The following is a 13,452-nucleotide window of genomic DNA, read 5'->3' on the forward strand; positions in this document are numbered from 1 at the left end:
TGTGTTCGGGTTGCTATGGCGTCATTGTTTGTGCCGGCGGTTTTCGCGCCATCGCACGGGCGAGGGAAGTCATCCGGTGGCTCATGAGAAATCATGGTAGCGGCAGGCGCCAACGTGCAGCATCTTCCTCGCCGTTTTTGTGAAGAGACTGTGGCGCCGCAGACGAAAGGCCTTGCTGTGTGAAAACGTTTTTCGTACAAAGTGAGCGGGCAATAAAAAAGGGCCGCGAAAGCGGCCCTTTTTTTGCTGGAGCGAGAAGCTCAGGCAGGCATTACATGCCCATGTCGCCCATGCCGCCCATTCCACCCATGCCGCCTGGCATGCCGCCGCCGGCGCCGGATTCTTCCTTCGGAGCTTCGGCAATCATGGCTTCGGTCGTCAGCATCAGGGATGCGACGGAGGCTGCGTTCTGCAGTGCGGTGCGGGTGACCTTCGTGGGATCCAGGATACCCATTTCGATCATGTCGCCGTAGGTGTCGTTGGCTGCATTGAAGCCGTAGTTGCCCTTGCCGGCCAGAACCGCGTTCACCACCACAGAGGCTTCGCCGCCTGCGTTGTAAACGATTTCGCGCAGGGGGGCTTCAATGGCGCGCAGCACCAGCTTGATACCGGCGTCCTGGTCAGGGTTGTCGCCGGCGATCTTGCCAGCAGCTTGCTTGGCGCGCAGCAGGGCCACGCCGCCGCCGGCCACAATGCCTTCTTCCACGGCAGCGCGGGTAGCGTGCAGTGCGTCTTCCACGCGGGCCTTCTTTTCCTTCATTTCGACTTCGGTGGCAGCGCCAACCTTGATCACGGCAACACCGCCGGCCAGCTTGGCCACGCGCTCTTGCAGTTTTTCACGGTCGTAGTCGCTGGTCGCTTCTTCGATCTGGACGCGCACTTGCTTGACGCGTGCTTCGATGTCGGCAGCGGCGCCGGAGCCGTCGATGATGATGGTGTTTTCCTTGCCCACTTCGATGCGCTTGGCCTGGCCGAGGTCAGCCAGCGTCACTTTTTCGAGCGACATGCCGACTTCTTCAGCGATGACCTTGCCGCCGGTCAGGCAGGCGATGTCTTCCAGCATGGCTTTGCGGCGGTCGCCGAAGCCAGGGGCTTTCACAGCCACAACCTTCAGGATGCCGCGCAGGGTGTTCACGACCAGAGTTGCCAGGGCTTCGCCCTCGACTTCTTCAGCAATGATCAGCAGTGGACGGCCGGCCTTGGCGACTTGCTCCAGGGTAGGCAGCAGGTCACGGATGTTGCTGATCTTCTTGTCGTAGAGCAGAACAAAGGGGTTGTCCAGCAATGCGGACTGCTTTTCAGGGTTGTTGATGAAGTAAGGGGAGAGGTAGCCGCGGTCGAACTGCATGCCTTCGACGACGTCGAGCTCGTTTTGCAGGGACTTGCCGTCTTCCACGGTGATCACGCCTTCTTTACCAACCTTGTCCATCGCGTCGGCAATGATCTTGCCGATGGATTCGTCGGAGTTGGCAGAGATCGAACCGACCTGGGCAATTTCCTTGGAGGTGGTGGTGGGCTTGGAAGCCTTCTTCAGCTCTTCGGTCAGGGCCAGCACGGCCTTGTCGATACCGCGCTTCAGGTCCATCGGGTTCATGCCCGCGGCCACGTATTTCATGCCTTCGCGGACGATGGCTTGAGCCAGAACGGTGGCGGTGGTGGTGCCGTCGCCAGCGTTGTCAGAAGTCTTGGAAGCGACTTCCTTGACCATCTGCGCGCCCATGTTCTGCAGCTTGTCCTTGAGTTCGATTTCCTTGGCGACGGACACACCGTCCTTGGTCACCGTGGGGGCGCCGAACGAGCGCTCCAGAACCACGTTACGGCCTTTAGGGCCCAGGGTTACCTTGACGGCGTTGGCCAGGATGTTCACACCCTCGACCATGCGTGCGCGGGCTTCGCCGCCGAAAATTACGTCTTTTGCTGCCATGATGCAGATTCCTTAAAGTTTATGGATGAAATCGCCTGCTAGCCCAAGTAGGACGTGCGCCAGCAGCTATCAAATAAATAGCAGAAGAGAGATTACTTCTCGACCACTGCAAACAGGTCTTCTTCTTTCATGACGAGCAGTTCGTCGCCGTCGACCTTGACGGTCTGGCCGCTGTATTTGCCGAACAGCACGCGGTCGCCAACTTTCACGCCCACGGGGCTCAGTTCGCCCTTGTCGTTCTTCTTGCCTGGGCCAACGGCCAGCACTTCGCCCTGATCAGGCTTTTCAGCGGCGCTGTCAGGAATGACGATGCCGGAAGCGGTTTTGGTTTCGTTTTCCACGCGTTTGACGATCACGCGGTCGTGCAAAGGACGAAGTTTCATGAGAGCTCCTTGTTTGAGAACAATGGTTTTGGGAATCAAAAAGCACCCACGTAAAAGTGAGTGCCTGTTAACTTGGTGGATTGACTGGGCTTTGTTAGCACTCAATACCATCGAGTGCTAATCATAGAGGCATTCCGGACGGTTTTCAAGGTGAAGGGCCGAAAACTGCCTTTTTGCTGAACGGGTGCCAAGACCGCAGTCCGCGTAGATGGACCCCAATGATTCCTCTCATCGCGCCCCAAAAACCAACACTTCCAAGGTCTTGTAAGTAACATTCCTTACATTTCCACTCCGCAAAATTTAAACTTCGGGTTAACCCAGGTGTATGACCTGGCGAGAACAACAAACCGGAAACAGGGAGAGCGTGATTGGCCAAGCCACACGATGACTTGGGTGTATCACTCGGGGCGGTGCCAGCATGCACCCCAAAATCTGCAAAACCAACAGCCAGCCTGCGCAAACTGTGCGTCGGCCTTGCCACGGCTGTCATAGTTTGTAACGTTTTTGCCCAGCCCGCGCCGCAAAGCAGCGCCGAGCAGGAGCAGCGCCGTGCAGAGGAGCGCGACCGGCTGATGCGAGAGCAGCAGGAACGTACGCCCGATGTGCGGCCGCCCAAGGTTCCTGAGGCAGAGGCTGCCAGGCTGCCTACGGCCGAATCGCCGTGCTTTCCGGTCCACACCCTGAAGCTGCGCACCGCTGCCGGCGAATCAGCCGCGCTGGCGACCCAATTCGCCTGGGCGCTTGATGCCGCAGCCGGGCCGGACGCGAGCGATTCGCCAACAGGCCGCTGCCTGGGCACAAGCAGCATCGGCATCGTGATCAAGCGCGTGCAAAACGCCGTGATTGCCCGCGGCTACGTCACCACGCGTGTGCTCGCCGAGCCGCAAGACCTCAAAACAGGCATCCTCGCGCTCACGCTGATCCCCGGCCGTATCCGTGCCGTCCGGTTCTCCGAAGGCAGTGACGCACGTGGCAATGCCTGGACGGCCCTGCCTGCCAGGCCGGGTGACATCCTGAACCTGCGCGACATCGAGCAGGCTTTGGAAAACTTCAAGCGTGTGCCCACGGCCGAAGCCGACATCCAGATCGAGGAAGCCAAGGGCGCGGAGGTCCAGCCGGGCCAGAGCGACCTGGTCATCAGCTACAAGCAGGCCTTTCCGTTTCGCCTCTCGGTGTTTGCCGATGACAGCGGATCCAAAGCCACCGGTAAATACCAGGGTGGCATCACCCTGTCTTACGACAATGCGCTGACGCTCAACGACCTGTTCTATGTATCGCTCAATACCGACCTGGGCGGCGGTGAACCGGGTGGCCGCGGCACGCGCGGCAGCACCGTGCATTACTCGCTGCCTCTGGGCTACTGGACGCTGGGCGCCACCGTCAGCGATAACCGCTACTTTCAGAGCGTCGCTGGCCTCAACCAGGATTACGTTTACCGCGGCACCAGCAGCAACGCCGAACTCAAGCTCTCGCGCCTCGTCTACCGCGACGCCAGCCGCAAGACTTCCATCAGCCTGAAGGCTTTCCAGCGCCGCTCCAACAACTTCATTGACGACACCGAAGTCGAGGTGCAGCGCCGCATCGTCGGCGGCTGGGAGCTCGGCGCCGGCCACAAGGAGTTCATAGGCCAGGCTACGCTCGAAGGCAATGTGGCGTACAAGCGCGGTACCGGCGCCTTCGGCTCGCTACCTGCACCGGAAGAAGCGTTTGGTGAAGGGACATCCCGCTTTGCCGTGATCAATGCGGATGCCAACCTGACCGTTCCCTTCAAGATTGCCGACCAGGGCATGCGTTACAGCGCCACATGGCGCCTGCAACACGACCGCACGCCCCTGACCCCGCAAGACCGCTTTGCCATCGGCGGGCGCTACACCGTGCGCGGTTTCGACGGCGAATCTTCGCTGAGCGCCGAACGTGGCTGGCTGCTGCGTAATGAACTCAGCACCGCGCTGGGCGAGAGCGGCCAGGAGGTTTACGTCGGCCTGGACCACGGCGAGGTGGCCGGGCCCAGCAGTGAATTCCTGGCGGGCAAGCGGCTGACCGGCGCCGTGATCGGTTTGCGCGGCAGCTTCAAGAAGTTGCAATACGACTTCTTTATCGGCGCGCCCGTCAAAAAACCCGAATTCTTTCGTACCGCCAACAGCACAGTGGGCGTGAGCCTCAACGCTTCGTTCTAACGCTTCCCCTTTCTGTCATATCAGCTGACCTTTCGCCATGAACAAGAACCTGCACCGCATCATCTTCAATTCAAAGCGCGGCCAACGCATGGTGGTGGCCGACACCGCCAGCAGCCAGGGCAAGGCGGCAGGTGGTGAAACGTCGGGCGTGGCCGCTTCCGTGGATCTTCTGGCCTGCCTGCACCCCCTGCGCCTTGCCGTGCTGGGTGCTGTGCTGTGGCTGCAACCGGCCGTGCAGGCACAGGTCGTTGCAGACCCGTCAGCCCCGGCCAACCAGCGCCCCACCGTTCTGCAAACCGCCAATGGCTTGCCGCAGGTCAATATCCAGTCACCCAGTGCCGGCGGTGTCAGCCGCAACACGTATATCCAGTTTGATGTGCCGCAAAGCGGCGTCATCCTCAACAACAGCCGCAGCAATGTGCAGACCCAGCTCGGCGGTTTCGTCGGGGCCAACCCCTGGCTGGCCACAGGCGCAGCACGCGTCATCCTCAATGAAGTGAATTCGTCGAACCCCAGCCAGATCCGGGGCTATGTCGAAGTCGCCGGCCAGCGTGCCGAGGTCATCATCGCCAACCCGGCGGGTATCAACGTCAATGGCGGCGGCTTTCTCAATGCCAGCCGTGTCACCCTCACCACCGGCAGCCCGGTGCTCAACAGCGGGGCGCTTGACGGTTTTCGCGTGCAGGGCGGCAGCATCACGGTGAACGGCGCAGGCCTGGACACCAGCACAGCCGACTACACCGGTATCCTCGCCCGCGCCGTGCAGCTCAACGCGGGCATCTGGGCCAAAGAACTCCGCGTGACGACCGGTGCCAACCAGATTGATGCGACACAGACCAGCGCCACACCGATAGCCGGCACCGGCCCTGCACCGACCTATGCGATTGACGTGGCCCAGGTCGGCGGCATGTATGCCGGCAAGATTTTCCTGATCGGCACCGAAACAGGCCTGGGTGTGCGCAACGCCGGTGCCATAAACGCAACAGGCGGCGACCTGGTGCTGCAGTCCAACGGCTGGCTTACCAACACTGGCAGCCTGCTGGCCAGTGGCAACCTGCAGTCCGCCACCACCGGCGTCACCACCAATAGCGGCACGATGTATGCCAATGGCAACGCCGCGGTGGCCGCACAGGCCGGCGTGAGCAATATCGGCAGCGCCACACTGGGGGCCCAGGGCAACACCACGGTGCAGGCCAACGGTGCGGGCGCGCAGGTCACCTCGGCCACCGGCGCCGTGATCGCCGCGGGCCTGAACAGCGACGGCAGCCTCGCCGCCAGCGGTAACCTGGCCATCAACGCGGCCAGTGCCGTCACCATCTCAGGCAAGGCCCTGGCCGGCGGCAACGCCTCTCTCTCAGGCAGCCAGCTCAACCTGGCCGACAGCACCTTGCGCGCCCAGGGCATGTCGCTCACGGCCACGGCCGGCGACATCGACGCCAGCCGCGCCAACCTCAATGCCACCGGCCTCTTGGCCACCAGCACGGCGCAAACCCTGCGCACCGACGCGGCCACCGTGGTGGCCGGCCAGCTGGGCCTGGCGGCAGGCAGCCTGTCCAACCTCGGCGGGCAAATCACCCAGACCGGCACCACCGCCGGCAGCGTCAACGCGCAGGGCCAGATCAACAACACCGGCGGCACGCTGGCCAGCAACGGCAACACCACCCTTCAGGCGCAGAGCCTGGCCAACCAGGGCGGCACGGTGCAAACTACCGGCAGCGCCGACCTGGCCATCACCACCGCCGGTGTGCTCGACAACACTGCTGGTGGCCAGCTGGTTGCGGGGGGTAACCTCACCATCAACGCGGCCGGCATCACCAACGCCGGCAAGCTGCAAGCCGGCAGTACGTTGACCGCGTCAGCCACCGACATCGACAACGCGGCCACCGGCGAAATCACCGGCGCCACCACGCAGCTCACGGCCACCAACAGCCTGACCAACCGCGGCCTCATCGATGGCCAGGTCACCCGGCTCGATGCGCAGCTCATCACCAACATCGGCACCGGCCGCATCTACGGCGACACCCTGAGCATCGCCACCGCCACCCTCAACAACACGCCCGAAACCATTGCCGGCGTCACCAAGGCCGGCGTGATCGCCGCGCGCAACCGGCTCGACATCGGCGCGGGCACCATCAACAACGGCATCGGTGCGCTCATCTTCAGCGGCGGCACGGGCGCAGCGGCACTCAACATCGGCGGCAGCCTGGACGCATCGCGCCAGGCCACGGGCCTGGCCCAGGCGGTTAACAACGCCGGCGGCACCATCGAATCGCTGGGCGGCCTCACGATCGCCGCCGCGCAGATCAACAACACCAACCCTGACTTTGCCTACACGGTGCAGTTTTCGCCCGGCACCAACGGCAAGGAATACGTTACCGGCCAGGGCACATACTCGCAGGACGATGTGGGTTGGGTGGTCGGAGCTGAGGACTACCAGGCGGCATCCCATGGCGGCTACGTATACAGCGACGGGATAACGGGTGTACAACGGATCTATGGCGGCCCCGGGCGCTGGGCGTCGGAAGACGGCATACTGCCTTACACCGGCCACTTCAACGGCAAGGGCCGCATACTGTTAAAGGGCGCACCTTACTCGGACCCCAAGTACGCGCCGTATTTTCTCGGCCCCAGCGCCTACATTCCTGACCACTACCTGCTGACGGGCGCCCGCGACGGGCTGGTGTCGACCCCTGTTGCGGCGTTTTTTGGCTACGACGCCAACAGCCCGGTGTGGCAGGTTTTCGGGATGGCCCGCCCGAGCACTGCTGCGCCCGGTCCCCGCCCATCATCAGAATCCAACTCGCAAGACCTCGCCGCCTGGGACGCCGCCGCTGCCCCATGGATCGCGCTGCAGGCGCAGATTGATGCGATGCGCATGACAGTCACAGCCAACGCCGTCGCCTTTGACGCCTTCCGTGACTACAACCAGTCAGTTCCCAGCGCCACCATCACCCGCAGCGCGCCCGGCCGCATCCTGAGCGGCGGCGCCATGACGCTCAACGCGCGCGATGCGCTCCTGAACGACCAGGCGCAGATCGTTGCCGGCGGCGCCCTCAACATCACCGGCCGGGCCGTGGACAACCGCGGCCGCAGCATCACCGTCAACGCCCAGCGCAACGGCACCGCCTTTGCGTGGAGCAACTACAACGAAGGCTGCGGCGGCTGGGACGGCTGCGACTACAACTACGACGCCTACCGCGACTCTGCCTACGTGCAGGACGTGCCCAAGACCTTTGTACTGGACGTCAACCGCAGCCAGGGCATGACGGCGCCTTCCAGCCAGGGCCTGGCCAGCGGCACCCAGCTGGCGGCGGCCGTGGTGGCCGGCGGCGCGGCAGCGCTGCCGGCCAGCAGCAACAGCCTGACGGTGCCCAGCAGCAGCCTGTTCCGCGTCACGCCCAACCCCGTGGGCAACTTCATCGTCGAGACCGACCCGCGCTTTGCCAACTACCGCAACTGGCTCGGCAGCGACTACATGCTCAATGCCCTGGGCCTGGACCCGGCCACCACCCAGAAGCGCCTGGGCGACGGCTTTTACGAGCAGCGCCTGGTGAACGAGCAGGTAGCCCAGCTCACCGGCCAGCGCTTCCTGGCCAACTACACCAGCGAAGAAGTCCAGTACAAGGCCCTGATGGACGCCGGCGTCACCTTTGCCCAGCAGTTCCAGCTGCGCCCCGGCGTCGCGCTGACGGCCGCGCAGGTGGCCCAGCTCACCAGCGACATCGTCTGGCTGGTCGAGCAGGACGTCACCGTGCCCGACGGCCGTGGCGGCACCGTGCAGGTCAAGGCCCTGGTGCCCGTGGTCTACGTCGTGCCCCGCACCGGCGATTTGAACGGCAAGGGCGTGCTGCTCGCCGGGCGTGAGGTCAACATCAACCTCAGCGGCGACCTCAGCAACAGCGGCACCATCGCGGGTCGCAACGTCGTCAGCCTCACGGCAGAGAACGTGCAGAACATCAGCGGCCGCATCACCGGCGACGCCGTCACCGTAGCCGCCCGCAACGACATCAATGTCACCGGCGGGCAGATCGATGCCGTCAACAGCCTGACGGCTCTGGCCGGGCGCGACATCAACATCGTCACCACCACCAGCAGTGCCAGCAACCGCACCGGCGGCCTGGGCACCAACGGCGCAGCCACCGCCGTCAACGCCTCCAGCAACAACACCTTCAGCATGACTGGCATTGATCGGGTGGCCGGTCTCTATGTCACGGGCAATGGCCAACTCACCACCGGTACGTTGGTCGCCAGCGCCGGGCGCGACCTCAGCCTGATCGGCGGTGTCATCGGCAACAACAACACCAGCGGCAGCACCATGCTTGCTGCCGGCAACAACATCAACCTGGCCACCGTCACCACCGCCAACAGCAGCGACCAGCGCCGCGGCGACGACGACTTTGTGCGCGACGCGCAAACCAAAGAGGTCGGCAGCCAGATCCAGACCGCAGGCGGCCTGAGCCTGAACGCCGGCAACGACCTCAACGCCCGCGCCGCCAACGTCCAGGCCACCGGCGACCTCACCGCCAGCGCCGGCAACAACGTCAACCTCAGCGCAGGCCGGCAGACCAACAGCTTCGGCTTTGGCATGACCACCGCCGAGAGCGACCTATTCAGCAGCTCCAGCACCAAAGAGCGCCGCAGCACTGATCAGGACAACGCCGTCGGCTCCAGCCTGGGCGGCAAAACGGTCACCGTGGTGGCAGGCAAAGACATCAATGTCAAAGGCAGCGCCGTCATCAGCGACACCGGCACCACCCTGGCCGCCGGCCGCAACATCGCCATCGAGGCAGCCACCAACACCAGCAGCAGCACGTCTTTCTTTGAGAAGAAGGAGTCGGGTTTGCTCGATGGCGACGGCTTCGGCATCACCGTCGGCGTGCGCGAGCAGTCCAACGACCAGAAAAACCGCGGCACCACCGCAGCCGCCTCCACCGTTGGCGCCGTCAGCGGCAATGTGACCCTGGTGGCCAATGACGTCTACAAACAGGTCGGCAGCGACGTCATCGCACCCAAAGGCGACATCACCATTGCCGCCAAAACGGTAGAGATCGTGGAAGCCCGCGAAGCCAGCCGCAGCGAGACCGAGCAGAAATTCAAGCAAAGCGGCCTGACGCTGGAAATCACCTCCCCCGTCATCAGCGCGCTGCAGACCATCGACAAGATGAGCGAAGCGGCCAGCCAGACCAAGGACAGCCGCATGCAGGCCCTGGCCGGTGCCAACATGGCCTTTGCTGCCAACAATGCCTACAACGCCATCCAGGCCGGCCAGAACACAACGGGCAACAACCCCAGTGCAGCAACAGAACACAGCGCGGCCGAGCAGGCGGGTGGTATCAACCTGGCCATCAGCATCGGCAGCAGCAAGAGCCAGAGCAACTCCCTGAGCGAAAGCAACACCGCGCGCGGCAGCAACATCACCGCTGGCAACAACATCACCATTGTCGCCACCGGCGGCGGGCAAGCCAGCAACCTGACCATACAGGGCAGCACCGTCGAAGCCGGCAAGGCCGTGCAACTCATCGCCGAAAACGAAGCCCGGCTTCTGGCCGCGCAAAACCTCGCCAGCGAACGCAGCACCAACAGCAGCAGCTCGGGCAGCGTCGGCGTGAGCTTTGGCACCGACGGCTTCCTCGTCAATGTCAGCGCCAGCAAAGGCAAGGGCCGCACCAACGGCGACGACACCAGCTACACCAACAGCCAGATCAAGGCCGGTGAAAAAGTCAGCCTGACCACAGGCGGCGACGCCACCCTGCAGGGCGCCGTGATCCGGGCCGAGCAGGTCAAGGCCGACATCGGCGGCAACCTCAACATCGCCTCATTGCAGGACAGCAGCACCTACACCAGCAGCCAGCAAAGCCTGGGCGGCTCACTGAGCGTGGGCGTCGGCAAGATCAGCGGCAGCCTCAGCGCTTCCAGCAGCAACATCAACTCCAACTTCCAGAGCGTTGCCGAACAAAGCGGCATCAAGGCCGGCAGCGGAGGCTTCCAGGTCAGCGTGGCGGGTAACACTGCCTTGCTGGGCAGCGTCATTGCCAGCGACACCCAGGCCGTCAATGCCCAGAAGAACAGCTTCAAGACCGGCGGCACCCTAAGCATCAGCGACATCCAGAACACCGCCAGCTATAAGGGCGAGTCAATCGGCATCAGCTTTGGCGGCGGCGCCACTGCCAAGACTGCCGGCATCAACGGCCTGGGCATAGGCATCGGCTCAGACAAGGGCGATGCCAGCAGCACCAGCAGCGCAGGCATAAGCGGCATTGCTGGCAACACCGCCGTCAGAAGCACTGATGCGGAGACCGGCCTTAAACCCATCTTTGATGCGGCCAAAGTGCAGGCCGAGATCAATGCGCAGGTGCAGATCACGCAGGCGTTTACAAGGGAAGCACCGAAGGCGGTTGCGAGCTTTGCGGCCAACCAGGCGGCAGCACTGCGGATTCAGAAGAACGAGGACGAAGCCAAAAAGTGGGATGAGGGCGGCATTTACCGGATCGCGCTTCACACAGCGGTGGGGGCTCTGGGCGGCGGCTTTGATGGTGCAGTAGGAGCAGCAGCCAGTGCGAGTTCCGCAAACCTGATGAACGCCTTGCAAGACGGCATTCAGCAGGGCCTGGTGGCTGCAGGCCTGAGCGATGGCGCCGCCAAGGCGCTGGCGCAAACCGTAGCGACGCTGACTGCAGCGGGTGTGGGTGCTGCTGTGGGTGGTGCGCAAGGGGCGGTTACTGCTGCGACGGTGGATGCCAATAATCGGCAGTTGCATTTAGTTAGCAAAGACCAAGTCAGGGCACTGGCGAAGGAGGAAGCTGCAAAATTAGGAACCACAGAAGAAAAGCTTTATCAGGCTAGCCTAATGGTGCTAGGTGACTATTTCGATGCTAACGGAGACATCCGCCCGGAATTTAACAACGTAACCGCTGACGAGTACATGCAAGCGCAGCGAATGTTGCTCGCGCAACCGGCGAAATCACTCATGGCGCAAGAAATGGCCGAAGCATTGCGTGTTGTTCTGCCTCAGTTTGCTTCGCCTGATGAGGGAACCGTTAACGTTGGCCGTGTTATCGCCGGATTGTCAAAAGCTGTGGATTTGATGAAGGTGGGCGCTGGGAGGTTCGCGGTTGATAGGCCAAAGTTGGGCTCGGTAACAGACGCAAATTTTGCTCAAACTTCCATTCGTAGTGATGAGAAATTCAGTGTGGATGGCCGTGAGAAATACAGCCTTCTAGGTGCAGGGCCGATTAACACGGTAGATGATTTGGCTTCGGCGCTTAGTAAAGGCTTGATCCGACCAAGCCAAGTTCCTGTGGATTACGTGACAACCTCAGATGGAACTAAGTTGATTTTGAATACTCGAACCTCCGTTGCATTGGATCGTGCTGGAATTTCACAATCGCAATGGTATGGTTCGAATAAAACTGGGATGCAGGTACCGGGAGAGCAAGCAGGTATTACCTTTGACAAGTTGGCGGCACAACAGCTTGCCAACAACCAGTTACCGAGTACAGGAACACCCAATATGCCGGGGAGCAAAAAATGAAAGCAGGACACCCAGTTGAAGTCCACAACCCTTATGAGTGGTTGCCGGGGCATGGAGAAAGTGACATTGCGCTGTCTGCCAAGGATGGAGACTTGGCCGTTACGATTTCATATGACAGCCCAAGCGGCGTTGCTCAGAAGGAGCTTTTGTTCAAGAGTGTTTGTGCGTTTTACAGAGCCTCATCGCCTGGGGTAAATCTCCTAAACATTGAACATCACGGCGCGAGTGACGTGCCCATAGGGTCGTTGGTTGAATACGTTGAATCAGAGGCCGCAGTAGCCTGGGCAGAGCACTTTCAAGGACGGCGAACAGTTAAACACTACTCGATTCGGTTTCAAAGCGAAAATTCCCGACTGGAGATATTTGCAGGAGATTTTTTCATTAGATAGTTGGTGGTGGAATGGGGCAAAGAAACTCTGCGGGAACGTGCCGAATTAACCAAACATCATTGTCTGCTTGATAAAATATATGCCCCTGCGCATGCATCTCACTCGCTGCGATTCTCAATATGACAATATCACCGTGCCGCATACCCACTGACGCAGCAGTTTTGTTGTCGTGTGACAGATGTACAAAATGACGGTCTCCGGGGACTAAGCCTGCTTTGAGAATCGATTCCAAGAAACGTGTCGCAGTTCCATGGAACAACGTCGACGGCGGCGCTTTTTCTGTATGGGTAATTGTTACTGTTTTGGTTGAGTGGCCTTGTGCCGCGCGAATTTTCAGACCGTCATCAGAAATAGTGAATCGCTTCTTGTCACTTTCGCGAACTATATTTCGCAGAGTCATTGAGTCGAGAGGTTGGCCGGCCTGGTTGGAGCAGACCAGTAGCTTCTCTATTTCCGCCCAGCCTTCACTGTCTAGCACTAATCCAATGTCTTCAGGCTTATGCCGTAGGACATAACTTAGAAATTTACTGATAGCTGCGGAAGACATGTAACTACTCTTGCTGTTTATTGAACTAGTTTTAATCTTAGCTCGAAGGTAGTCGATTTATCAGTGATGCGGCAGGTGGAAGTAAACGCAATTTCTTCTCTGGTGCTTGAAGATTGCCGACCCTGGCAAAGGCAGGACTGTCGGTGAGGACAACATCACGGCCGGCAACAACATCACCATTGCCGCCACCGGCGGCGGGCAAGCCAGCAACCTGACCATACAGGGCAGCACCGTCGAAGCCGGCAAGGCCGTGCAACTCATCGCCGAAAACGAAGCCCGGCTTCTGGCCGCGCAAAACCTGGCCAGCGAACGCAGCACCAACAGCAGCAGCTCGGGCAGCGTCGGCGTGAGCTTTGGCACCGACGGCTTCCTCGTCAATGTCAGCGCCAGCAAAGGCAAGGGCCGCACCAACGGCGACGACACCAGCTACACCAACAGCCAGATCAAGGCCGGTGAAAAAGTCAGCCTGACCACAGGCGGCGACGCCACCCTGCAGGGCGC

6 protein-coding genes are annotated in these 13,452 nt (G+C 61.4%); 3 read left to right on the forward strand and 3 right to left on the reverse strand.

The features are described from left to right. Window positions 1-271 precede the first annotated feature (271 nt). Window positions 272-1,924, reverse strand: a complete 1,653-nt coding sequence (gene groL / locus ACXJKE_RS21450) for a chaperonin GroEL (protein ID WP_411877453.1) — start codon at window positions 1,922-1,924, stop codon at window positions 272-274. Window positions 1,925-2,016: 92 nt separating this feature from the next. Further along, the gene (locus ACXJKE_RS21455) at window positions 2,017-2,307 is read right to left on the reverse strand and encodes a co-chaperone GroES (protein ID WP_007872916.1); all 291 of its coding nucleotides are present in this window, start codon (window positions 2,305-2,307) and stop codon (window positions 2,017-2,019) included. A gap of 572 nt (window positions 2,308-2,879) precedes the next feature. Between ACXJKE_RS21455 and ACXJKE_RS21460 the strand changes: the two genes are divergently transcribed. Both ACXJKE_RS21460 and ACXJKE_RS21465 read left to right on the forward strand, forming a co-directional pair. Continuing rightward, complete coding sequence (locus tag ACXJKE_RS21460; RefSeq protein WP_457282614.1) at window positions 2,880-4,484, forward strand: ShlB/FhaC/HecB family hemolysin secretion/activation protein; 1,605 nt, start codon at window positions 2,880-2,882, stop codon at window positions 4,482-4,484. Window positions 4,485-4,521: 37 nt separating this feature from the next. After that, a complete protein-coding gene (locus ACXJKE_RS21465) occupies window positions 4,522-12,015 on the forward strand; it encodes a hemagglutinin repeat-containing protein (RefSeq protein ID WP_457282615.1) in 7,494 nt (2,497 codons plus the stop codon). Window positions 12,016-12,396: 381 nt separating this feature from the next. Here ACXJKE_RS21465 and ACXJKE_RS21470 read toward each other — a convergent pair whose 3' ends face one another. Then, window positions 12,397-12,951, reverse strand: coding sequence for an RNA 2'-phosphotransferase (locus ACXJKE_RS21470; RefSeq protein WP_457282616.1), 555 nt, complete (start codon window positions 12,949-12,951; stop codon window positions 12,397-12,399). A gap of 106 nt (window positions 12,952-13,057) precedes the next feature. Between ACXJKE_RS21470 and ACXJKE_RS21475 the strand changes: the two genes are divergently transcribed. Continuing rightward, the coding region (locus tag ACXJKE_RS21475; protein ID WP_457282617.1) for a hemagglutinin repeat-containing protein at window positions 13,058-13,452 on the forward strand (395 nt) is incomplete at its 3' end.

The organism is Polaromonas sp. P5_D5, from assembly GCF_054049435.1.

What these genes read in the sequence shown, in the direction of transcription:
- groL (WP_411877453.1), bottom strand. Translation starts at nt 1,924, where the DNA reads ATGGCAGCAAAAGACGTAATTTTCGGCGGCGAAGCCCGCGCACGCATG.
- ACXJKE_RS21455 (WP_007872916.1), bottom strand. Translation starts at nt 2,307, where the DNA reads ATGAAACTTCGTCCTTTGCACGACCGCGTGATCGTCAAACGCGTGGAA.
- ACXJKE_RS21460 (WP_457282614.1), top strand. Translation starts at nt 2,880, where the DNA reads ATGCGAGAGCAGCAGGAACGTACGCCCGATGTGCGGCCGCCCAAGGTT.
- ACXJKE_RS21465 (WP_457282615.1), top strand. Translation starts at nt 4,522, where the DNA reads ATGAACAAGAACCTGCACCGCATCATCTTCAATTCAAAGCGCGGCCAA.
- ACXJKE_RS21470 (WP_457282616.1), bottom strand. Translation starts at nt 12,951, where the DNA reads ATGTCTTCCGCAGCTATCAGTAAATTTCTAAGTTATGTCCTACGGCAT.